We start from the raw sequence: 22,963 nt of genomic DNA, 5'->3' as shown, positions 1-22,963 counted from the left end.
AAAGTCTTTTCGTGGCGCTCGCAAGGCGGAAAAAGGCAGCAATCTAGGCGCGTGCCGCAGGCCATGCTGGTGGCCTGGACAAGGCGCGCAACGACGAGTGCGGCCTTTTGCCGCCTTGCCCGAAGGGTTGCCCCGCAAAGGCGGCATCTGCGGCGTTGCCCATCCTCGCCGCACATCAGTGCGACTTGCGGTGGGCGCCTTGCACCTGCCGCCTTTGCGGGGCAACGAGCACCACGAAAAGATTTTGGACAGGCTCATGCCAACTCCTCGCAGGCAGTCACCACTTCGCGGGTGGCGTTGATTTTTTGCATTTTTTTGGCCTTCAGCGCTTTATCCATAAGGGTAGTGCGCTCTGTATTTAATAGCATCTGGGCCAAACCCTCGGGCGTCAGGTCGCGCTGCTGCACCAGCCAGCCACCGCCCGCGTTCACAAGAAACTGCGCATTGGTGGTCTGGTGGTCGTCTACCGCCGAAGGGAACGGCACGAAAATCGCCGCCGCGCCCACGGCAGCGATCTCGGTCACGGTGCTGGCGCCCGCGCGGCAGACAACGATGTCGGCATCGGCAAAGGCGCTTGCGGTGTCGTCGATGAAGGGCGTGCATTCCGCCTCGACGCCGGCCGCGGCATAGTTGGCGCGCAGTGCGTCGATCTGCGTCGCGCCGCTCTGGTGGATGACCACGGGGCGCTGGTCAGCCGGCATCAGCGCGACGGCGTGCGGCACGATCTCGTTGAGCGCGCGTGCGCCGAGGCTGCCACCCACCACCAAAAGGCGCAGCGGCCCGTTGCGCCCGGCAAAGCGCTCGGCCGGTGCGGGCTTGCTGGTGAAAGCGGTGCGCAGCGGGTTGCCCACCCACTGGCCTTTGGGGAACACATTGGGGAAGGCGGTGAACACACGGTCTGCCACCCCCGCCAGCACCTTGTTGGCCATGCCGGCCACCGAGTTCTGCTCGTGCAGCACCAGGGGCTTGCCCGCCAGCACGCCCATCATTCCGCCCGGGAAGGTGATGTAGCCACCGAGGCCCACCACCACATCGGGCTGCACACGCCGCACCACCGCCAGCGCTTGCCCGAACGCGCGCAACAGGCGCAGCGGCAGCAACGCCAGCGTGACGATGCCTTTGCCGCGCACGCCCGAAAAATCGATGAGCTCCAGTGTGAAGCCGTGCGTGGGCACGATGCGCGATTCCATGCTGCCGGGCGCGCCCAGCCAGTGCACACGCCAGCCACGCGCACGCAACTCTTCGGCCACGGCGAGACCCGGAAAGATGTGGCCGCCGGTGCCGCCGGCCATGATGAGTGCGGTCTTTTGCGTACTCATACGCGACCTCCGCGCATCAACAATTTGTTCTCATAGTCGACGCGCAGCACCACCGCCAACGCCACCAGATTCATCAAGATCGCCGACCCGCCAAAACTCATCAGCGGCAGCGTCAGCCCCTTCGTCGGCAGCGCGCCCAGGTTCACGCCCATGTTGATGAAGGCCTGGAAGCCGATCCAGATGGCCACACCCTGCGCGACCAGCCCGGCGAACACGCGGTCGAGCGCGATGGCCTGGCGGCCGATGTGCATGATGCGGCGCGTCATCCACAGGAACAACACGATGAGGATGACCACACCCACGAGGCCGAACTCCTCGCCGATCACGGCCAGCAAGAAGTCGGTATGCGCTTCGGGCAGCCAGTGCAGCTTTTCGACGCTGCCGCCCAGGCCCACGCCGAAGATCTCGCCGCGCCCGATGGCGATCAGCGAATGCGACAGCTGGTAGCCCTTGCCCAGCGCGTGCTCTTCGCTGAACGGGTCGAGGTAGGCAAACACACGCTCGCGCCGCCAAGGGGAGCTGGCGATCATCACGCCGAAGGCCGAGACCAGCACCCCGGCGATCAGGAAGAACATGCGGGCATTCACACCGCCCAGAAACAGAATGCCCATGGCGATCACCGCCACCACCATGAAGGCGCCCATGTCGGGCTCGGCCAGCAGCAGCACGCCCACGATGGCCACAGCGGCGCCCATGGGCAGCACGGCGCGGAAGAACCGCTCCTTTACTTCCATCTTGCGCACCATGTAATCGGCCGCGTAGATGAGCACCGCAAACTTCGCCACCTCGGACGGCTGAAAGCCGATGGGCCCCAGGGACAGCCAGCGCCGCGCGCCATTGACCACCTTGCCCACGCCCGGGATCAGCACTGCCACCAGCAGCAGCAACGCCGCCACGAAGAGCCACGGCGCCACGCGCTCCCACAGCGCCATCGGGATCTGGAACGCCAGCAGTGCGGCGACAAAACCCACCACGAGGTACATCACATGGCGGGTGAGAAAGTGGGTCGACGCATAGTTGGCAAAACGCGGGTTGTCCGGCATCGCAATCGAGGCCGAATACACCATCACCAGCCCCCAGGCGAGCAGCGCCACCACCACCCACAAAAGGGCCTGATCGAAGCCCAGCACGCTCGCGGGCGTGCTGGTGGTGCGGGGCCGGTAGTCGGTGCCGCCCACGCGCACAGGCAGCACGTCCACGGCCTTGCCCGGCAGGCCGCCGAACCAGCCGGTCACGCGCTGCAGCAAGGTGTTAGCGGATGCAGTCATGCCGCACCTCCCATCGCGTCATCGGCCAGCGCGCGCACGGTGTCGCAAAACACCTCGGCGCGGTGTTCATAGCCGCGAAACATGTCAAAGCTGGCGCAGGCCGGCGACATCAGCACCGCGTCGCCTGCATGGGCACGCTGCGAGGCCAGCTCCACCGCCTGCGGCAGCGTCTCGGCATCGACCAGCGCCACGCCGCTGTCGGCCAGCGCTGCGCGGATCAGCGGCGCATCGCGCCCGATGAGCACCACGGCGCGTGCGTAGCGCGACACAGGCGCGGCCAGCGGAGAAAAATCCTGGCCCTTGCCATCGCCGCCCAGGATGACCACGATGCGGCGCTCAGCGCCCAGGCCCGTGAGGGCCGCCACGGTGGCGCCCACGTTGGTGCCTTTGCTGTCGTCGAAATACTCGATGCCGTTGATGATGGCCACGGGCTCCACGCGGTGGGGCTCGCCGCGGTATTCGCGCAGGCCGTAGAGCAGCGGCGCCAGCGTGCAGCCCGCGGCCGAGGCCAGGGCCAGCGCGGCCAGCGCGTTCACCGCGTTGTGGCGGCCGCGGATGCGCAGCGCATCGGCCGGAATCAGGCGCTGGATGTGCAGGTCCTCGGCGGGCTCGTTGCGGCCGCGCTTGCGGGTTTCGTCGGCATCCATGGCGCGCACCAGCCAGGGCATGCCGCTCACCACCTCGATGCCGAAGTCACCGGGGCGCTGGGGCATGTCGGCGCCAAACGTCAGGTGCTCGCGCACCTGGGGTTTCTGTAGCTTGACCTTCACCGGAGGTGGAAGCATGCGCATGACCTCCGCGTCTTCGCGGTTCAAAATCATGAGCCCCGTCTGGCCAAAGATGCGGGCCTTGGCCGCGGCGTAGGCAACCATGTCGCCGTGCCAGTCCAGGTGGTCCTGCGTGATGTTGAGCACGGTGGCCGCCGTGGGCTCAAACCCGGCCACGCCGTCGAGCTGAAAGCTCGACAGCTCCAGCACCCACACCTCGGGCAACGTGCCGGCATCGATGTGGCCGGCCAGTGTGTCGAGCAGCGTGGGGCCGATGTTGCCGGCCACGGCCACGCTTTTGCCCGATCGCTCCACGAGCTGCCCGGTGAGCGAGGTCACTGTTGTTTTGCCGTTGGTACCCGTGATCGCCAGCACCGCGGGCGCATAGCCATGCGATGCGCGCATGGCGGACAGCGCCATGGAATACAAGCTTAATTCGCCGCCAGCGCTTATTCCACTTGCACCAGCAGCTATCAAAACAGGAGCAATTGTCTCAGGACTCAATCCTGGCGAGCGGTAGACCGCGTGCAGCCCCTGGCCCTCGACAAGGCGCGCATCGAAGGCGCCGGCGACAAAACGCACCTGCGGCAGCACCTGCTGCAGCGCGGCCAGTTGTGGCGGTGCCTCGCGCGTGTCGGCCACCGTGACCTGGGCGCCGCAGCGCACGCACCAGCGCGCCATGGCCAGGCCCGAAGCGCCCAGGCCCAGGATGAGGATGTTCTGGCCCTGCAGCGGCGTCATGCCTTCGCCAGGGCGGCCCAAAGGCTCTGTCGGCTGCGCAGGCTCGTCGCCCGATGCGGGGGCGGCGGCTTCAGGCTCTCCGGTGGAATTGGGGTCCGCAGGCAGGTCGGCGGCGGAGACGTCGGCAAAGATCTGCGCGACAAAGTCGGCGGCGGCCTTGGCGGCGGAGATGGCAGGAAGCTTTTCTGGGTCCCAGGCAGCGGCGGCGGCTGCCGCTGTGCGTGCAGCGGTGCCGGGCGCTGGCGTCGCAGCCTCGGGCGGTGGTTCGATGGGCGGATCGATAGATGTGTCGACGGGGGTATCGAGGGAATCTGGGGATGCTTCCACGTCGGCCATCGACTGCATCGGCGCAGCACTGCCGGGCGTAGCAATGACTCCCGCCGCTGCGCCATCCGCGTCGTCCGCACCCGCCGTGTCGCCGCTGGACTGCGGCACTGGCGCGCCTTCCGCTGGCAGATCGTCAGGCAAGGCCCCGCCTGCATCCGTGTCTGGAGGCAGCTTCACCGCCGGCGGGACGGCAGTCGCGGGGTGGAGGGGCTCGTCCGGGTTCATCGCAGTTTCAGGGTCGACAGGCCGATGAGGCACAGCAGCATGGTGATGATCCAGAAGCGCACGACGACCTGCGTTTCCTTCCAGCCGCTTTTCTCGAAATGGTGGTGCAGCGGCGCCATCTTGAGCAGGCGCCGGCCTTCGCCGTAGCGGCGCTTGGTGAACTTGAACCAGGTCACCTGCAGCATCACCGACAGCGCTTCGACCACAAAGATTCCGCCCATGATGGCCAGCACGATCTCTTGCCGCACGATGATGGCGATGGTGCCCAGAGCCGCGCCCAGCGCCAGCGCGCCCACGTCGCCCATGAAGACCTGGGCTGGGTGCGCGTTGAACCACAAAAACGCCAGGCCGGCCCCCGCCATGGCGGCGCAGAAGATCAGCAGCTCGCCCGAGCCGGGGATGTGCGGGAAGAACAGGTACTTGGAATACACCGAGCTGCCCGTGACGTATGCGAACACCCCGAGGGCCGAGCCCACCATCACCACCGGCATGATGGCCAGGCCGTCCAGGCCATCGGTCAGGTTCACGGCGTTGCTCGAGCCCACGATGACAAGGTAGGTCAGGATCACAAAGCCCAGCACCCCGAGCGGGTAGCTGATCTCCTTGAAGAACGGCAACTGCAACCCGGCCTTGGGCGGCAGGTCGAGCGAGAAGCCCGACTGCACCCAACCGACGAAAAGCTCCCACACCTTGGCGTTGGAGCTTTCTGAAATGCTGAACACCAGGTACAGCGCAGCCAACAGGCCAATGGCCGACTGCCACATGTATTTTTCACGCGAGCGCATGCCCTCGGGGTCCTTGTTGACCACCTTGCGCCAGTCGTCGGCCCAGCCAATCGCGCCAAAGCCCAGCGTCACGATGAGCACGATCCAGACAAAGCGGTTGGACAGGTCGAACCACAGCAGGGTCGAGATCGCGATCGACAGCAGGATGAGCACGCCGCCCATGGTGGGCGTGCCGCTTTTGGACAGGTGCGACTGCATCGCATAGCCGCGAATCGGCTGGCCGATCTTGAGCGAGGTGAGCATGCGGATCACCTTGGGGCCGGCGATCAGACCGATCAAGAGCGCGGTCATGGCGGCCATCACCGCACGGAACGTGAGGTACTGGAACACACGGAAAAAGCCGAACTCGGGCGACAGGCCCTGCAGCCATTGCGACAGCATCAGCAGCATGTGGACTCCCCGTGCGCAGGCCGGCTGCCGTGGGGCGCGACCCCGCGGATGGGGTCAGTGCGTTGCGCCATGGTGTCCCTCCGATGCCAAGTTGTGCGTTTGTTGTTGTTCTTGTGCTTGCGGCTGCCCGGACTGCCCGGCAGCGCTTGTCGTGGCGGAAATCGCTTCCACCACCTGTTCCATCTTCATGAATCGGGATCCCTTGACCAGCACACTGCCCACCGTGGGGAGCGCGTCGCGCACGGCTGTCAGCAGTGCGCTCATATCGTTGAAATGGCGGGCGCGGCCACTGACATCCGCTGGGCCGTCACCGTACGCCGTGGCGGCATGCACCGACTGGGCGCCCAGCGCGAACAACAGCGGGACACCGGCCGCGCGCGCATGGGCACCGGCCTCGGCATGGAATTGCGGGCCCTGGTCGCCCACCTCACCCATGTCGCCCAGCACCATCAGCTGGGGGCCGGGCAACTCGGCCAGCACGTCGATGGCGGCGCGCATGGAGTCGGGGTTGGCGTTGTAGGTGTCGTCCACTACCGTGATGTCGCGGCCAGCGCTGCACACGCTGAAGGCACGCGAGCGGCCCTTGACAGGGTTGAAGGCTTCAAGCCCCCGGGCAATCACGCCCAGTGGCGCACCGGCCGCCCCTGCGCATGCGGCGGCCGCCAGTGCGTTGGTCACGTTGTGGCGCCCGGCGATGTGCAGCAGGGTGGCTACGCTGCCTTGCGGCGTAGCCAGGGTCACGTCCCACGCGCCGTGCACCCAGGTGGCCTCGGTGCAGCGCACATCGCCGCCGTCGCCAAAGGTGATGCAGCGGCGGCCCTGCGCCAGCGACTGCCACAGCGCGGTGTAGGGATCGCCCGCGGGGAAGATTGCGACCCCATCAACCGGCAGGCTGGCAAACACCGAGCCGTTCTCGCGCGCCACGGCTTCGACCGTGTGCATGAATTCCAGGTGCTCGCGCTGCGCGTTGTTGACCAGGGCCACCGTGGGCTGGCCCATGGTGGCCAGGGTGGCGATCTCGCCGGGGTGGTTCATGCCCATCTCGATCACCGCGGCCGCGTGGCCGGCCCGCAGGCGCAGCAGTGTCAAAGGCACGCCGATGTCGTTGTTGAAATTGCCTTGCGTGGCAAAGGCGGCATCGCCCTTCCAGGCGCGCAGGATGGACGCGATCATCTGCGTGACGGTGGTCTTGCCATTGCTGCCGGTCACGCCGATCAACGGGATCGCAAACTGCGCGCGCCAGCCGGCGGCCAGTGCGCCCAGCGCGGCCAGGCTGTCCGGCACTTCGATGCCGGGCAGGCCCGCGGCCTCCAGGCCACCGTGTGCGATGGCCGCTGCGGCGCCACCGGCGCGGGCGTCGGCCAGGAAGGCGTTGGCATCAAAGCGCTCGCCCTTGAGCGCCACAAACAAGTCGCCCGCCTGCAGCGTGCGCGTGTCGGTGTGCACCCGGGCCAGGGGCGTGGCGCCATCACCGACCAGCCGCGCCGCCGGAATGTGGGGCTTCAACAGGTCGTATGCCTGGGCCAGGGTCATCGCCATATCGGCATGGGCGGTCATGCGCGGGCTCCCCGGGCCTGCAGCGCGCTCTGCGCGTGGGCCATGTCCGAGAACGGCACGCGCACGCCCGCCGTCTCCTGCGTGTCTTCGTGGCCCTTGCCGGCAATCAGCACCACATCGTTGGAGGCAGCCTCGATCAGGGTCTGGGCGATGGCGATGGCGCGGTCGGGTTCGGCGCGCACGGTATTGCCCGCAATCGTGCCTTGCAGGATCTGGTGCAGGATGGCCGCGGGGTCTTCGCTGCGCGGGTTGTCGCTGGTCACCACCACCCGGTCCGCCTGCTGCTGCGCCACGGCGCCCATCAGCGGGCGCTTGCCGGCATCGCGGTCGCCGCCGCAACCAAACACGCACCACAGCTGCCCGCCGCGTTCAGCCGCCACGGGGCGCAGCGCCTGCAGGGCTTTGTCGAGCGCATCCGGGGTATGGGCGTAGTCCACAGCCACCAGAGGCTGGCCGGGGCTCTGAATCTGCTCCATGCGGCCGGGCACGGGCGAGAGCTGGGCGCAGGCATAGAGAGCGTGCTCCAGCGGCACACCCAGTGCGCGCAGACCGGCGAGCACACCGAGCAGGTTGGAGACGTTGTAGTGGCCAATCAAGCGGGTCTGCAGCACCAGCGTGTGCACGCCCTCGGCCACGGTAAAGCGCAGGCCGCCGTCACCCATGTGGATGTCGCGCGCTGCCAGGCGGGCCGGGCCGGCAGTGGAGACGCTCCACAAGTCCAGTTGCCGTTCGGCCAGCGTGGCATGCAGTTCGGCGCCGCGCGGGTCGTCGATGTTGACCACGGCCGCCTGCAGGCCGGGCCAGTCGAACAGCATGCTCTTGGCCTGCCAGTAGGCGGCCATGCTGGGGTGGTAGTCGAGGTGGTCCTGCGTGAAATTGGTAAACAGCGCCACGCGGATGCGTGTGCCGACCATGCGGTGCTCGGCCAGGCCAATGGACGACGCCTCGATGGCGCACGCCGTGCGGCCCGCATCGGTGAACTGCTGGAACGCGCGCTGCAGCCGCACCGGGTCGGGCGTGGTCAGGCCGGTGGTGGTGAGGGCAGGCGGCACCCCAATGCCCAAAGTACCCACCAGCGCACATCCGCCCTGCGCCAGCAGCTCATTTTTTGATAGCGTATTGAGGGCTTCGGCAATCCACCAGCTGGTGCTGGTCTTGCCGTTGGTGCCGGTCACAGCCAGCACGTCCAGCCGGTGCGAGGGGTGCTCGAACCACTCGGCGGCAATCGGGCCGGTGGCGGCCTTCAAGCCCCGCAGTGCCGCCACGGGCAGGCCATCGAGCGGAAAGGCATCGGCGCCCTCCTGCTCCACCAGGCAGGCCACCGCACCGCGCGACAAGGCGTCGCCAATGTGCGCGCGTCCGTCGGTGGCAGCGCCGGGCCAGGCGATGAAACCGTCGCCCGCACGGACCTGGCGGCTGTCGGTCTGCAGCGTGCCGGTGACCCGCTCGCGCAGCCAGGCCACAGCGTCGTGCACCGAATGGACCAAGGGCAGCGTCGTCGTCATAGCGATTCCTCCACGGCGTTGGCCACGATCTGCGGCTTGACGGCCATGTCCGGTTGCACGCCCATCATGCGCAGCGTTTGCTGCACGACTTCGCTGAACACGGGCGCGGCCACGGCACCGCCGTAGAACACGCCGTTGCTGGGCTCATCAATCATCACCGCGACGATGATGCGGGGCTTGTCGATGGGCGCCATGCCGGTGAACCACGCGCGGTACTTGCCCGAGGCGTAGTTCTTGCCGACCTGCTTGCGGGCCGTGCCCGACTTGCCACCGACCGAGTAGCCCAGCGTCTGCGCCTTCTGGCCGGTGCCGCCGGGGCCGGCCGCCATCTGCAGCATCTTGCGCACCTGATCGGCCGTGCGCTCGGAGAAGACTGGCACGCCCACTGCGGCTTCCTGCGTCTTGAGCAGCGTGGCGGGGATCACGCGCCCGCCGTTGGCAAACACGGTGTACGAGCGCGCCATCTGGAACAAGCTGGCCGACAGGCCGTAGCCGTACGACATCGTCGCCTGCTCCACCGGCCGCCAAGTTTTGTAGGGGCGCAGGCGGCCGCTGATGGCGCCGGGGAACCCAATTTGCGGCTTTTGGCCGAAGCCCGCGGCCGAGAAGGTCTCCCACATTTCGCGCGCCGGCATCTGCATCGCCAGCTTGGTGGTGCCCACGTTGCTCGATTTCTGGATCACGCCTTCAACCGTCAGCACCCCGTAGTTGTGCGTGTCCGAGATGGTGGAGCCGGTGATGTTGATGCGGCCCGGCGTGGTGTCCACGGTCGTCTCCGGACGCACGCGGCCGGACTCCAGCGCCAGGCCGATGGTGAACGGCTTCATGGTCGAGCCGGGTTCGAAAACATCAGTGAGCGCGCGGTTGCGCAACTGCTCACCCGTGAGGTTCTGGCGCTTGTCGGGCACGTAGCTCGGGTAGTTGGCCAGCGCCAGCAGTTCGCCCGTGTGCGCATCGAGCACCACCACGCTGCCCGCCTTGGCCTTGTGCGCAGTGACCTGGTCGCGCAGCTTCTGGTACGCAAAGAACTGCACCTTGCTGTCGATGGACAGCTGCATGTCCTTGCCGTCCACGGGCGGCACGGTTTCGCCGACGCCCTCGACCACGCGGCCCAGCCGGTCCTTGATCACGCGGCGCGAGCCGGGCTTGCCGGCCAGGTCCTTGTCGTACGCCAGCTCCATGCCTTCCTGGCCGTGGTCCTCCACGTTGGTGAAACCCACCACGTGCGCGGCGGCCTCGCCCTCGGGGTACTGGCGCTTGTACTCCTTGCGCTGGTAGACGCCCTTGAGGTCGAGCGCCGCAATCTGCTGGCCCACATCCCAGTCGAGCTGGCGCTTGATCCAGACAAAGGTCTTGTCCTCGTCGGCCAGCTTCTTGTTCAGCTCGGCCAGGGGCATGTCGAGCAGCTTCGCCAGCTGTTTGAGCTTGGCGCGGACTTCGGGCCGGTCCTGCTCCACGTCTTCGGGGATCGCCCAGATGCTGGCAGCCGGCACGCTGGAGGCCAGGATGAGGCCGTTGCGGTCCACGATCTTGCCGCGGTTGGCGGGCAGCTCGAGCGTGCGCGCAAACCGCACTTCGCCCTGGCGCTGAAAGAAGGCGTTGCCAAACACCTGCACATAGGCTGCACGCCCCGCGAGGCCGAAGAACCCGAGCGCAATCATGGCCACGATGAACTTGCTGCGCCACACGGGCGTCTTGCTGGCCAGCAGGGGGCTGGCGGTGTAGACCACGCTGCGGCTCACGGCTGGGCTCCCTGCACCGGGGCCGTCGCGGCGCCCGCAGAAGCCGCAGCTGCGCCTGCCGCAGCACCCGCCACACCCTGTGGGTCGGACACGTACTGCGTGATGGCCGGCGTGGCCGTACGCATGTTCAGCTGCGCACGGGCGATTTTCTCCACGCGCAGCGGTGTGGCCTGGGCGCGCTTTTCGACCTGCAGGCGCTGGTGCTCTGTCTCCAGCCGGCGCGCCTCGGCCACGGAGCGGTCCAGCTCGGTGAACAGGCGGCGCGATTCGTACTGGGTGTGCACCAGATAGATCGCGCTGGCGAGCACCGCGAGCAGCAGGACGATGTTGAGCCTTGTCATATCAGACGACAGCCGTTCGCTCGGCCACGCGCATGATGGCGCTGCGCGAGCGCGGATTGCCCGCAACCTCGGCCGCGCTGGGCTTGATGCGGTCGAGGGCTACGAGCTTCATCGCCTGGGGCGCGGCAAACGGGGCCCGGCGGTCGTAGACCTCCTTGGAATGCTTGGCGATGAACTGCTTGACGATGCGGTCTTCCAGCGAATGGAAGCTGATCACCACCAGCCGCCCACCCGGCTGCAGCACCGACAGACAAGCATCTAGCGCCTGTTGCAGCTCTTCAAGCTCGGCGTTGATGAAAATCCGAAGAGCTTGAAATGTGCGCGTTGCAGGGTTCTGGCCCGCTTCGCGGGTTTTGACCGCGCCAGCCACGAGATCGGCCAGTTCGGCGGTGGTTGCAAGAGGGCCCCGTTCCTCGCGCCGAGCAACAATCGCCTTTGCAATGGGGCCAGCAAACCGTTCTTCACCGTAGTCACGTATCACCTCCGCAATCTGACCGACTTCGGCCGTGGCCAACCAATCGGCCACGCTCTCGCCGCGCGTGGTGTCCATGCGCATGTCAAGGGGGCCGTCAAAACGGAAACTGAAGCCCCGCTGGGGGCTGTCGATCTGGGGCGAGCTCACGCCCAGATCCATCAGCACGCCCGCGGCGCTACCCGCGGGCAGGTCGGCAATGTGCCGAAAACCTTCGTGCCGAATGGAAAAACGCGCATCGGTGATGCGCGTTGCTTCGGCGATGGCTTCGGGGTCCTTGTCAAAGGCCACGAGGCGCCCTTGAGGGCCCAGCCGTAGCAGGATCAGCCGTGAATGGCCCCCGCGCCCAAAGGTGCCATCGATCCACGTGCCGGCAGGCTCGGCGCCCGCGCCGCCCAGCAGGGCATCCACGGCTTCGTCGAGCAGGACAGTGGTGTGTTGCAAAACCTCGGTCACCATGCGCCCTTAAAAAGAGAAGTCCTTGAAGACGTCCGGCATGTCGCCCTGCATGGCCTTGGTCTCCTGCTCGTCGTAGGTGGCCTTGTCCCAGAGTTCGAAATGGTTGCCCATGCCCAGCAGCATGGTGTCTTTGGAAATGCCGGCCGCCTCGCGCAGCTCGGGCGAGATCAGCACGCGGCCGGTTGCGTCCATCTCCACATCCATCGCGTTGCCCAGAAAGATCCGCTTCCACCACTGGGCGGACATGGGCAACTCTGCAATGCGCTCGCGAAACTTCTCCCACTCCGGGCGGGGAAACACCATCAGGCAGCCGTGCGGGTGTTTGGTGATCGTGAGCTGGCCCGATGCGGTGGCCGCGAGCACGTCACGATGCCGGGTCGGCACGGACAGCCGACCCTTCGCATCGAGACTTAGCGACGAGGCACCTTGGAACACGGAGGATTTCCCAACTCGGAATTTTGAGAACCTTCAGGGCCTGACGATGGCCTGAAGGGCACTTTTCACCACTTAATTGCACTTTTTTGCACTGTAGCAGGAAAAGCCCACCGAACAAGGGGGTGTCCACCAAACTTTTGTAATGAAATCAACGACTTAGCGGCGACTTTATAGACCCGAAAAGCACCAAAAGTCGTTGAAAAAGAAGCACTTACGGCAGGCTATGAAAGTGACCTCTCAAGCCTGGCCGTACTCAACCGTGTCGTCACAGAATGTAGCGGGACAGGTCCTCGTCCTGGCTCAGCGTCTGGAGCCGGACATCCACATACGCAGCGTCCACCGTGATGGTCTGGCCCGAAAGCCGCGTCGCGTCAAAGCTCACCTCGTCGAGTAGCCGCTCCATGACTGTAGACAAGCGCCGCGCGCCGATGTTCTCGGTGCGCTCGTTCACCTCAAACGCAATGTGCGCCAGGCGCGTGATACCTTCGGGCGCAAATTCGAGCGTGACGCCTTCGGTGGCCAGCAGGGCCTGGTACTGCTTGACGAGCGACGCATGGGTCTGGGTAAGGATGGCCTCGAAGTCCTGCACCGAGAGTGATTCCAGCTCGACGCGGATCGGAAAGCGGCCCTGCAACTCGGGGATCAAGTCGCTGGGCTTGGACAGGTGGAACGCGCCGGAGGCGATGAACAGGATGTGGTCGGTCTTGATCATCCCGTACTTGGTGGACACCGTGGTGCCCTCCACCAGCGGCAGCAAATCACGCTGCACACCCTGGCGCGACACATCGGCCCCGCTCGTCTCCTGGCGCGCGGCCACCTTGTCGATCTCGTCGATGAACACGATGCCGTTCTGCTCGGCGTTGGCCACGGCGCGGGTCTTGATCTCTTCCTCGTTGACGAGCTTGCCAGCCTCTTCGTCGGTCAGCAGCTTCAGGGCTTCGGCGATCTTGAGCTTGCGCGTCTTGCGCTTGTCCTGGCCCATCTGGCTGAACATGCCACGCAATTGCTCGGTCATCTCTTCCATGCCCTGCGGACCCATGATCTCGAGCGACGGGCGGCTCTCGGCCACCTCGATTTCGATCTCCTTGTCGGCCAGCGAGCCTTCGCGCAGCTTCTTGCGGAACACCTGGCGCGCGGTGTTGTCGGCCACGGGCTCGGTGGCGCCTGACGCCACGCGGGCCGGCGGGATCAGCGCGTCGAGGATGCGCTCCTCGGCGGCATCCTCGGCGCGGGCACGCACCTTTTTCATCTCGGACTCGCGCGTCTGCTTGACGGCCATCTCGGCCAGGTCGCGGATGATCGAATCGACGTCCTTGCCCACATAGCCCACCTCGGTGAACTTCGTGGCCTCGACCTTGATGAACGGCGCGTCGGCCAGCCGGGCCAGGCGGCGCGCGATCTCGGTCTTGCCCACGCCGGTGGGGCCGATCATGAGGATGTTCTTGGGCGTGATCTCGTGGCGCAGACTGCCTTCGACCTGCTGGCGCCGCCAGCGGTTGCGCAGCGCAATGGCCACCGCGCGCTTGGCGCTGGTCTGGCCCACGATGTGGTGGTCGAGTTCGGAGACGATTTCCTGGGGGGTCATGGAGGACATGCGGTGCCTGCCTTCAAATTCAAAGCAAAATTAGCCTCCAGCGCCTGATAAATAAGCGCTAGTAGCTATCAATTTAATAGTATCCACACACCAGGATCACAGCGTCTCGATGGTGTGGTTCATGTTGGTGTAGATGCACAGCTCGCCGGCGATCTCGAGCGACTTCTTGACGATGTCCTGGGCCGACAGGTCGGTGTGGTTGAGCAGCGCCTTGGCGGCCGAATGCGCGTACGCGCCGCCCGAGCCAATGGCCACGATGCCCTGCTCGGGCTCCAGCACGTCGCCGTTGCCGGTGATGATGAGCGAGGCGCTCGCATCGGCCACCGCCAGCATGGCCTCCAGGCGGCGCAGCACGCGGTCGGTACGCCAGTCCTTGGTGAGCTCGATGGCCGCACGGGTCAGGTGGCCCTGGTGCTTCTCCAGCTTGGCCTCGAAGCGCTCGAACAGCGTGAAGGCATCGGCCGTGGCGCCCGCAAAGCCCGCCAGCACCTTGCCGTGGTAGAGCCTGCGCACCTTGCGCGCCGTGCCCTTGACCACGATGTTGCCCAGGGTGACCTGGCCATCGCCGCCAATCGCGACCTGGATGCCTTCGGGCGTCTGACGGCGCACGCTCAGGATGGTGGTGCCGTGAAACACCGGGGTGTTGTCGTGTGATGAATCCATAGCTGCGAAAGATAAGGCCGGGCGCCGGTTTTGCAACCCGGCAAGGAATGGGTGCATTGCGCGGCGCTGGCAGGGCCCGCCGCAGCGGTGGAGAGCAGGGCTGGCCAGGGGCACGCACCACGCCACGCTTGGCTTGGCTCTCGCCACGATCAGTGCTTACAGCGCGCAAAGGTCTGCAGCCTGCGACTGTCTCAGGGAACACTCGCAGCGCAGCGCGTGCCCTTCAGCCCTCCAGCAAACCCCCTCCCACAATGCACAAAGCGCAGCACGGGTCTTTGCCGTGGCTGCGCTTTGAAAGGGTAACGGGTTGCGGCGACAAGGCGGCCTCGCCCATCGTCGTTTCCTCAGTTCTTGCGTGGCACCACCCAGGCGTGCTCGTTGATGCCGATCACGTTGAAGAAGATCGCCACCAGCCGCTGCAGGTTGTGGAACTGGATCACGTGGCCATGGGCCTGCTGCTCGGCCGCCCAGTTGAGCACGGAGCCAGCAGCCGCAAAGTCCACACGGATGAGCTTGTCGCAGGCAATCGTGAGCGGCACGCCCGGCCGCAGGAAAGCCTGGAAGGGCTCCAGCAGCGGCGTCGCGTCGCCGTCGATGTGGCCGCTGAGCTGCGCCACGGGTGCAGCGTCGAGCGGCGCGGGTGCCGAGGCATCCCCCAGGTCCGAGGCCATGAAATCGCTGTCGGCCGCCAGCGGAGCCGAGCCAGAAGTCGCGCCTTCGTTGTCGGAATACCCGCAGCGCGGCGACATCCACGACGGGGGAGAGACTTCGTACGTCACGCAGTAGTCGAGCGCAACCAGTTCGAACTCGTCGGGCTTGCCCATGAGCCGCAGCGCCGCCATGCGCAGGCGCCACCACTCGGGGCTGGTGGCGCGGTCACCGGATTGGGTCTTGGCGTCCAGCAGGGCGTTGAGCTTTTCAACGCCCGAGAACACCAGCTGGCCGTCGCGCTCCGCCCACTGGGTGAACTGGTCGGCCAGCAGCGGCACGGCCGCCTCGTCGATGGACACGAGGCGTGCCCAGGACAAGGTCCAGGGCGAAGCCGAGCGGGCTAGCGAGGCCTGCAGAGCCGCGACCGACGACACGGCCAGTGCACCGGGCGCGTTCCAGCTGAAGTCCCGGCGCGCAGGCGCACCCGGTACGGCTGTGGCTGCCGGGGCACTCGCCATGCCCAATTGCTCGGGAATCGAGAACCACAGGGGTGCCGAACGGCTGTACTGGGCAGCAAAGTCGATGGCCAGGGTGTCGAAGCGGTCGTGCTGTCCGGTTGCGCGGTACAGGTCGAACAGCGTCATCCAGATTTCAAGCTGCGCGTCGGGATCGTCCTGCTGGTGCTGCGCGAGCACATCCATCAGGCCGGACTCCGCGCCAGCGTGGTCGCCGTTGGCAAACCGGATGGCGGCTTCTTCTAGATCGGGTTCGTGCACGAATTCCTCCGGTTCGGATGCAAGCGCTGGGGTTGCCGCGGTCGGCGCTGCAGGGCTGAAGGACGCTTCGCCAGGCCCAGGGCCTGCGAGCATTTGCGCATCGGAGCCGCCGAACCGCCCGATGGCCATGCTGTCATCGGCAAACAGTGGCTGGACGGCGGCCTTGTCTTCAAGCGGGCCGGGCAGGCTCCCCGGCGAGGTCGGTGCGTAGGCGCGCGAATGGGCCGAATCGGGGCTGGAGGAACTCGATTCGGGCATCACGCCAGGCTGGGTGGGGGCGTCGGCGCCCTGCTTGCTCTTCCACCACTGCTGGGACATCTGCGCTTCGATCTCGTCGATCTTCTTGAGCGTGACCGCCCGATCATCGGGCGAGGCCATGCTGCTTTGAAAGAACGAGGGCCGGCCAGCGGCGTCTTCCACACGCTGGCCTTGCAGCACTTCGCGCTGGCGCAGTTTGCGCAGCTGATCGAACTCGCGGCGCCGCACGAAGTCGTTGCGGCGCTTGCGCTCGATCATCTCCTTGAGCATCTGCTTGCTGTACTGGCTCTCGCGGTCGTTCAGGCCGGAGTCGAGCTCCGTCCAGTTGACCGTCGGGTTCTTCACGAACCGAACCACCTTCGAAAGCAGGCCGCCAGGGGTGGTTTCTTCCTTGCTCATGGCTCGGGGTGCAGGTTGCGCAGCGGTCGGCGTCTGGCCTTGGCAGCCAGATCAATCACCAAACATCTTCTGCTTGAGTTCGCGGCGCTGTTGCGCCTCCAGCGACAGCGTGGCGGTGGGGCGGGCAATGAGGCGGCCGACACCGATGGGTTCGCCGGTTTCGTCGCAGTAGCCGTAGTCGCCAGCATCGATGCGGGCAATGGACTGTTCGATCTTCTTGAGCAGCTTGCGCTCGCGGTCGCGGGTGCGCAGCTCCAGGGCGTGCTCTTCTTCAATCGTGGCGCGGTCTGCGGGATCGGGGACCACCACGGTGTCTTCACGAAGGTGCTCGGTGGTCTCGCCAGCGCTGTTGTGGATGTCCTGCTTGAGTTGAACGAGCTTCAGGCGGAAAAACGCCATCTGCTTCTCGTTCATGTACTCGCTGTCGGGCATGGCCATGACTTCAGGGTCGGTCAGCTCGGCGGCAGTCTTGGTCTTCCAGTTGTTCGCCAGCTTGGGGTCTTTTTTCGCAGCCGTATAGGTCGGATGCGCTTGCACGGTCGTGGGCATGGTGTGTAGATAACTGGCTTTGGCAGCGGTGGAAGCCACTGCCTGTGCCATGGATGGTACGGTCAATTGGGCCAATCGCGAAGAAGGCCGGGTCGTGCGCACGGGTACCTGCGCTGCAGTCGGGGCAGCGGGAACCGGCGCCGGTGCGGGAGCGACTGCGGGACTGGCGACCTTGGTAGCAACGGCCTTGGGGGCGGCGGCAGTCTTGGCCACTGCGGCTTTTGCAGCAGCCTTGGGCGCTGGCGCCGGTGCAGCCGTGCTCTTGGCTGCGGCGGCAGGCTTGGTTGCCTTGGTGGCCGCCTTGGGTTTGCTGGTGTCGGCTTTCACTTCCTGGTCTCCTCGCTTAACGGGCTGGCCCTTGACTGCTATTACAGCCTCAGGCGGATGGCAAGCCTTCCGGGGTTTTACCGGGGCGCGATTGTATCGACCTCGGCTGACGCAAACGGAAATGTTGTGGATACAACACAAACCAGTGGCAAGCCGGCCTGTCCGGGCGGGGTGGTGATCAGACCAGGCTTTGCTCCAGGCCCTGCAAAAAGATGTCCTTGGGCAGGTCAATGCCGATGAAGACCATCTTGCTCAACCTCGGCTCGCCCTCGGCCCACTGCGGGCCCAGGTCGCTGCCCATGAGCTGGTGCACGCCCTGGAAGATCACCTTGCGCTCGGTGCCCTTCATATTAAGCACACCTTTGTAGCGCAGCATGCGCGGGCCGTAAATATTGACGATGGCCCCCAGAAAATCCTCGAGCTTGGCCGGATCGAACGGCCGCTCGGAGCGGTAGACGAAGCTCTTCACGTCGTCGTCATGGTGATGGTGGTGGCCCTGTCCGTGCTCGTGCTGGTGCGACGGGTGGCTGCAGTGCTCGCCATGCTCATGGTCATGGTCGTGGTGGTCATGGCCGTGCCCATCGCCCTCCTCCTTGAGGAAGTCAGGGTCGATGTCGAGCTTGGCGTTGAGATTGAAGCCGCGCAGGTCCAGCACTTCTGCCAGCGGCACCTCGCCAAAATGCACGGCCTTGATGGGCGCGCGCGGGTTCATGTGCTTCAGGCGGTGGATCAGCGCGTCCGTCTCGTCCTTGGACACGAGGTCGGTCTTGGACAGGAAGATCTGGTCCGCAAACCCGACCTGGCGGCGCGCCTCCTGGCGGTCGCTGAGCTGATGGGGGGCGTGTTTGGCATCTACCAGCGTGATGATGGAGTCGATGAGATAGGTCTCGGCGATCTCCTCGTCCATGAAGAAGGTCTGCGCCACAGGGCCGGGGTCGGCCACGCCGGTGGTCTCGATCACGATGCGGTCAAAGTCGAGCAGCCCCTTGCGCCGCTTGGCGGCCAGCAATTGCAGCGTCTCGCGCAGGTCCTCGCGGATGGTGCAGCAGATGCAGCCGTTGCTCATCTGCACGATCTGCTCCTTGGACTCGGTCACCAGGATGTCGTTGTCGATGTTCTCTTCGCCGAATTCGTTTTCGATCACGGCAATCTTCTGGCCATGGGCTTCCGACAACAGGCGCTTGAGCAAGGTCGTCTTGCCGGCGCCCAGAAAGCCGGTGAGGATGGTGACAGGGATGAGGGACATGGAAAAAGGCCTTGTGGTTGGCAGCAGCGGCCGCGGCGGCAGGCCGCGGGGGTGAGCCGGGAAAATGGGGAGTTTATCGACGCAATCAAGAGGCGCCAGGCAGGATTGCTATTATTTTAATAGCTACACATCCTTACCAATCAAGCGCCAGGCCCTAAAAAGCATCAAGATTTACGCATCACCACCAGCCCCTTGAGGTATTCACCCTCCGGAAACTCCAGCGTCATCGGATGGTCGGGCGCGCCGCCCAGCCGCTCCAGGATGTAGCCGTCCACCCCCGCGTCCGCGCCGGCCGAGGCAACGATCTTGTGGAACAGGTCGGCGCTGATGCCGCCCGAGCACGAGAACGTGAACAACACGCCGCCCGGGGTGAGCAACTGCAGCGCCAGCCGGTTGATGTCCTTGTAGGCCCGCGCGGCGCGGTCGGCGTGCGCGGCGGTGGGTGCGAATTTGGGCGGATCGAGCACGATGGCGTCAAAGCGCTGCCCTTCCTTGAGGAACTGGCGCAGTGAGGCATTCACGTCCGCGTCCATGAAGCTTGCGCGGTTCAGATCGAAGCCGTTGAGCGCCACATGGGCGCGGGCACGCTCCAGCGCTGGGCCGGACGAATCGATCGACGTCACATGCCCATCGGCCGCGGCGCCCGCCGCGCGCATGCCCGCCAGCGCGGCCACGCTGAAGCCGCCGGTGTAGCAAAAGCAGTTGAGCACGTGCTTGAAACCCAGGCGCTGCGCATAGTCGGCAAAACGCTTGCGGCTGTCGCGCTGGTCGAGGTAGAAGCCGGTCTTGTGCCCCTCGGCGATGTTCAGCGTCAGGCGCCACTGGTGTTCATGGATGGCGAGTTCGAGCGGGGGCCCCTCGCTGTCGCCGCCCACGCCCGTGGGCCCGCCGCGCAGCCAGCCGGTGGCAGGCTCCAGGCCTTCGAGGGTGCGCACGCTGGCGTCCGAACGTTCGTACAGCTTGGCCAAACCCGTCTCGCGCAACAAGGCGTCGGCAATCACATCCTTCCAGCGCTCCGTGCCGGCGCTGGTGAACTGCGCCACCAAAGTGTCGCCATAGCGGTCCACGATGAGCCCGGGCAGGCCGTCGGATTCACCGTGCACCAGGCGCACGCCATCGCTTTGCACATCAAAACGGGCTCTGGCGATGATGGAACGTGCGCAAGCAGCGATGAAAAACGGAGCATCAATGCGCTGAGCCTCGTCAAAGCTCCACACCCGCGCGCGGATGCGCGAGCTCGGGCTGTAGGCCGCCCAGGCCAGGAACTGCCCTTCGTGCGACTCCACCCGCACGGTCTCGCCGCTGTCGCCGCCGCCTTTGGCGATGGCCGATTCAAAAATCCAGGGGTGGCGGCGCAAGAGCGAGCGCTCTTTGCCAGGGCGAAGGCGGAGGGTTTTCATGGTTGGTATTGTCCCCGAGCGGGGCACGCGCGGGCCCGCCACCTCCCGACAGGTCAGCGCGCGGGCTGCGCAGAGGCATCGCGGCGCGATGGGTACAAAGCCACAGAGCGAATAACCACAGCCTCGCCTGCCGGGCCGCGCCACGCAAGGCGCAGACGGTCGTACGGACGCGCACCCAAAGCCGTTTCCACCGGGAACGGGATGCGAAATCCCGCAGGGCCCCGCGGCCATTGCTTCAGCGGCGCCTCCAGCACCAGGGCTTGCCATGCACCGCCCTCAGCTTGCATGTCCACGCCCAGCTGCAAACCATTGCCGCCGCCCTCTGCCTGCACGATGAGCGCGTCGAACGCCCCGCTGCGCACGTCCAGCTCGGAGGGGGAAACCACGCTGACGCGGCCATCGCCGCCGAGTTGCAGCCGCAGCCCCTCGACCGTGGCGGACGCCTGTCCGCCCGCGTCAGCTTGCCACTGGTCGGTATCCCGGTGCATGCCGGCGCCAAAGGTCCACAGCCGAGCGCTTCGCGGCAGGTCATAGCGCGACATCATGAATTGCTGGATGGCCTCTTCGAGCGGCGTGCGGCGCAGCGAGGTGTAGCTGACGTAGCCTTTGCTGCCCGCAGTCTCGCCAGGACTGCCGTTCCAGGCCATCGGGGAGATGAAACGCGCGCCGAAGTTCGAAACGTCCCGCAGAGAACGGTAGGCCTGGTCGTAGGGGGCCATGCGTTGCGGGTGCAACAGATCCGCTGTGTTGTATTCAACCACCGCCCACTGCGGGCTGAAGCGCCGAAATTCGGAGAAGAGCGACGTGCGGCCCTCCATGCGGATGGCGTTGACGGCGCTGTTGCCGTAGATGATGGCCCCGAGGCGTCCCTGCGCGGGCACGGAACCCTCGATCGACATGCCACCCGAGTCATAGTTTTTGGCCGGGCTATCCAGGCGCACGGGAAATGGATCAATCAGCTCGCCCGGGGGCATGAAGCCCTGGGAGGAATAGATGCGGTTTGCAGGCACACCTGTCTGCGCGACCCACTGCGACAGCTCGTCATAGTGCAGCTTGACGAGGTGACGGCGGAAATGCTCCCATTCCTGCGTCCACGGGTCCTTCCAAAACTGTGACACCTGCGTGGGAAATTTGCGCGGTGGGTCCACGTCTCGCCAGTTGTCGTAGCGCTTGCCCGTCAGTCTGTTGACATCTTCCAGCGTCAGCACGCGCTGGCGGCGGTAGGCAGAAAGATCTGGCGCTCCGGGGCCGCCCGCGCCAGCGTAGGCCCCAGTGCCCTGCAGCCAATCGCGGAACTGGCGCAGCGTCTGGGGGTTGTAGTCGTACCACTGGCGCCCCTCAAAAAACGGATTCATGTAGACGTCCGGGTCGAGGTTTACTCCGATAAAAAGATCGGGATGCTGAGTCGCAAAGCGCTGGATGATGGCCGAAGCCTGCTGTAGATTCCGCCGTTTGTAAAAGCGGGCACGCTCGGCAAATACGTTCAGGCTGAGCGAACGCCCGAGCTCCGGCGAATCGAACGAGCCAGGTTGCGCGGCCAGAGCCTTGTCGGGCATCACCTGGTTCTTCTCGTTCCACTGGCACAGGTTCTCGTCCTGTTCCAGCACATCGTTGATGTCCCACTGCGGCGCGTCACAAGGGGCATCAGCCCAGAACCCTGCGTTGAGGGTAAACAGCACGGGCATCTTCTGCTCGATGGCGAAACGCATCACGCGGTTCAGGCTGTCCTCTGCGACGAAGCGCTCGCCGCACTTCTTATCCAGTGCGAAGTCCGGGTCAAACGCGTAGTCACCGCTGGCGCCGGTGGTGGTGCGCATATACAGGATCTGCACGCGGATACCGACCTTGACCGTGCGACTTTCATAGGGCGCGAAGGTCTCGCGGATGCCCTCGGCGCCGCCTTCACCTACATGGCTGGTGGCGATGGGGAAATAGAAAACGTCGTTGGAGTCAAGGCTTCGCCCCTGCAGAGGGTCGTGCCAGCGGGTCCTGTAGTCGTCCGGATACACGGACTGACGCAGCAGCGTGGTTTTGAGCCCCTTGCGGTCCACAACAACTACTTCAACGGATCCCATGCGCTGGCGCAGGCTCGGGATGACGACGTCGCCACTAAAGCCTGACTCGGCCGATCCGGGCAGATCAGAGTGCGCGGCGGCGACATCTGGGCGCGAGAGCTCGAGGAGCAAAGTGCCCTGCGACCGGCCATTAACAAACACCTCTACTGCGCGCGCCACGTCCGGGCTGACCGCCCAGCCCTGGATATGCAGCGTGCCCCCTGCCGACAGCCGGAAAGCCTCCACGTAGCCGATGGCGCGCCCTGTCGGTGCGGTCACATCCACCGGCTTCGCGGTGGCCACAGTCTGCAGCTTCGCCCGGGCCCAGAGCCCTCCACCTCCTGCCAAGGTTGTCAGCACCACCATGGCAAGGATGGCACCTAGCCAACGCCCTGCCTCGCTCCCCTGCCGTCCGCTCCTCTTGTTCTCGTCCATGCATTGCAGGCGCTGGGCGCCCCTCCCTGTGTGTCGTTTCAGCATATTTTCCGGCAAACTTTCATCCGGCAATCGAACCGCACCCTACCAAAGGGTGAGTACAAAAAAAAGACGCAACGCGGTAAACATGTACTTTCCATTTCATGGCTGGACGACAAGCGGCATACCGATATCGCCACGTCACCCGAAGATCCTCGAGCCGAAGGCCGATGCCCTTCAATCAGCTGAAAGTCCGCACCCCGTTGACCGTGGTGCCTCCGCCTTGTGGCGATTCGCCG

General features: G+C 65.7%; 17 protein-coding genes. All 17 read right to left on the bottom strand.

All coding sequences use genetic code 11. The annotated features are described in order from the left end of the window. Positions 1-254: 254 nt before the first annotated feature. Positions 255-1,319, bottom strand: coding sequence for an undecaprenyldiphospho-muramoylpentapeptide beta-N-acetylglucosaminyltransferase (murG, locus tag ACSQ3Q_RS04425; RefSeq protein WP_436133199.1), 1,065 nt, complete (start codon positions 1,317-1,319; stop codon positions 255-257). Beyond that, on the bottom strand, positions 1,316-2,587 hold the full coding sequence (ftsW, locus tag ACSQ3Q_RS04420; protein WP_436133198.1) for a putative lipid II flippase FtsW: 1,272 nt from the start codon (positions 2,585-2,587) through the stop codon (positions 1,316-1,318). Before ftsW ends, murG begins: the two co-directional genes overlap by 4 nt. After that, entirely contained in the window at positions 2,584-4,647 is a 2,064-nt protein-coding gene (gene murD / locus ACSQ3Q_RS04415; protein WP_436133197.1) for a UDP-N-acetylmuramoyl-L-alanine--D-glutamate ligase, read from the bottom strand. Before murD ends, ftsW begins: the two co-directional genes overlap by 4 nt. Continuing rightward, the gene (gene mraY / locus ACSQ3Q_RS04410) at positions 4,644-5,822 is read right to left on the bottom strand and encodes a phospho-N-acetylmuramoyl-pentapeptide-transferase (RefSeq protein ID WP_436133196.1); all 1,179 of its coding nucleotides are present in this window, start codon (positions 5,820-5,822) and stop codon (positions 4,644-4,646) included. The genes murD and mraY overlap by 4 nt, the downstream gene beginning before the upstream one ends. A 54-nt stretch (positions 5,823-5,876) precedes the next feature. Further along, on the bottom strand, positions 5,877-7,379 hold the full coding sequence (locus tag ACSQ3Q_RS04405; protein ID WP_436133195.1) for a UDP-N-acetylmuramoyl-tripeptide--D-alanyl-D-alanine ligase: 1,503 nt from the start codon (positions 7,377-7,379) through the stop codon (positions 5,877-5,879). Beyond that, positions 7,376-8,884 (bottom strand): UDP-N-acetylmuramoyl-L-alanyl-D-glutamate--2,6-diaminopimelate ligase, encoded by a 1,509-nt coding sequence (locus tag ACSQ3Q_RS04400; protein WP_436133194.1) that lies wholly within the window; start codon positions 8,882-8,884, stop codon positions 7,376-7,378. Before ACSQ3Q_RS04400 ends, ACSQ3Q_RS04405 begins: the two co-directional genes overlap by 4 nt. Beyond that, positions 8,881-10,626 carry a peptidoglycan D,D-transpeptidase FtsI family protein gene (locus ACSQ3Q_RS04395; RefSeq protein ID WP_436133193.1) on the bottom strand — a complete coding sequence of 582 codons (1,746 nt, stop codon included), beginning with the start codon at positions 10,624-10,626 and terminating at the stop codon, positions 8,881-8,883. Before ACSQ3Q_RS04395 ends, ACSQ3Q_RS04400 begins: the two co-directional genes overlap by 4 nt. Then, complete coding sequence (gene ftsL, locus ACSQ3Q_RS04390) at positions 10,623-10,967, bottom strand: cell division protein FtsL (RefSeq protein WP_436133192.1); 345 nt, start codon at positions 10,965-10,967, stop codon at positions 10,623-10,625. Before ftsL ends, ACSQ3Q_RS04395 begins: the two co-directional genes overlap by 4 nt. 1 nt (position 10,968) lies before the next feature. Further along, positions 10,969-11,895: a 16S rRNA (cytosine(1402)-N(4))-methyltransferase RsmH gene (rsmH, locus tag ACSQ3Q_RS04385; RefSeq protein ID WP_436133191.1), complete on the bottom strand. Its 927-nt coding sequence runs from the start codon at positions 11,893-11,895 to the stop codon at positions 10,969-10,971. A 9-nt stretch (positions 11,896-11,904) separates the two neighbouring features. Then, positions 11,905-12,333 carry a division/cell wall cluster transcriptional repressor MraZ gene (mraZ, locus tag ACSQ3Q_RS04380; protein ID WP_436133190.1) on the bottom strand — a complete coding sequence of 143 codons (429 nt, stop codon included), beginning with the start codon at positions 12,331-12,333 and terminating at the stop codon, positions 11,905-11,907. 265 nt (positions 12,334-12,598) lie between these two features. Next, positions 12,599-13,927: an ATP-dependent protease ATPase subunit HslU gene (gene hslU / locus ACSQ3Q_RS04375; protein ID WP_436133189.1), complete on the bottom strand. Its 1,329-nt coding sequence runs from the start codon at positions 13,925-13,927 to the stop codon at positions 12,599-12,601. 96 nt (positions 13,928-14,023) lie between these two features. Then, on the bottom strand, positions 14,024-14,590 hold the full coding sequence (hslV, locus tag ACSQ3Q_RS04370) for an ATP-dependent protease subunit HslV (RefSeq protein ID WP_436133188.1): 567 nt from the start codon (positions 14,588-14,590) through the stop codon (positions 14,024-14,026). A gap of 344 nt (positions 14,591-14,934) precedes the next feature. Then, the gene (locus tag ACSQ3Q_RS04365; RefSeq protein ID WP_436133187.1) at positions 14,935-16,674 is read right to left on the bottom strand and encodes an STAS domain-containing protein; all 1,740 of its coding nucleotides are present in this window, start codon (positions 16,672-16,674) and stop codon (positions 14,935-14,937) included. Between the two features lie 51 nt (positions 16,675-16,725). Then, complete coding sequence (dksA, locus tag ACSQ3Q_RS04360; RefSeq protein ID WP_436133186.1) at positions 16,726-17,550, bottom strand: RNA polymerase-binding protein DksA; 825 nt, start codon at positions 17,548-17,550, stop codon at positions 16,726-16,728. Between the two features lie 178 nt (positions 17,551-17,728). Further along, complete coding sequence (locus ACSQ3Q_RS04355; RefSeq protein ID WP_436133185.1) at positions 17,729-18,796, bottom strand: CobW family GTP-binding protein; 1,068 nt, start codon at positions 18,794-18,796, stop codon at positions 17,729-17,731. A 164-nt stretch (positions 18,797-18,960) separates the two neighbouring features. Continuing rightward, entirely contained in the window at positions 18,961-20,196 is a 1,236-nt protein-coding gene (locus tag ACSQ3Q_RS04350; RefSeq protein ID WP_436133184.1) for a class I SAM-dependent rRNA methyltransferase, read from the bottom strand. A 53-nt stretch (positions 20,197-20,249) separates the two neighbouring features. Next, complete coding sequence (locus ACSQ3Q_RS04345; RefSeq protein WP_436133183.1) at positions 20,250-22,685, bottom strand: hypothetical protein; 2,436 nt, start codon at positions 22,683-22,685, stop codon at positions 20,250-20,252. Between the last annotated feature and the right edge of the window lie 278 nt (positions 22,686-22,963).

Source organism: Acidovorax sp. LjRoot129 (genome assembly GCF_964253765.1).
Lineage (GTDB): Bacteria > Pseudomonadota > Gammaproteobacteria > Burkholderiales > Burkholderiaceae_C > Acidovorax.
This window is presented reverse-complemented; position numbering and strand designations above follow the sequence as displayed.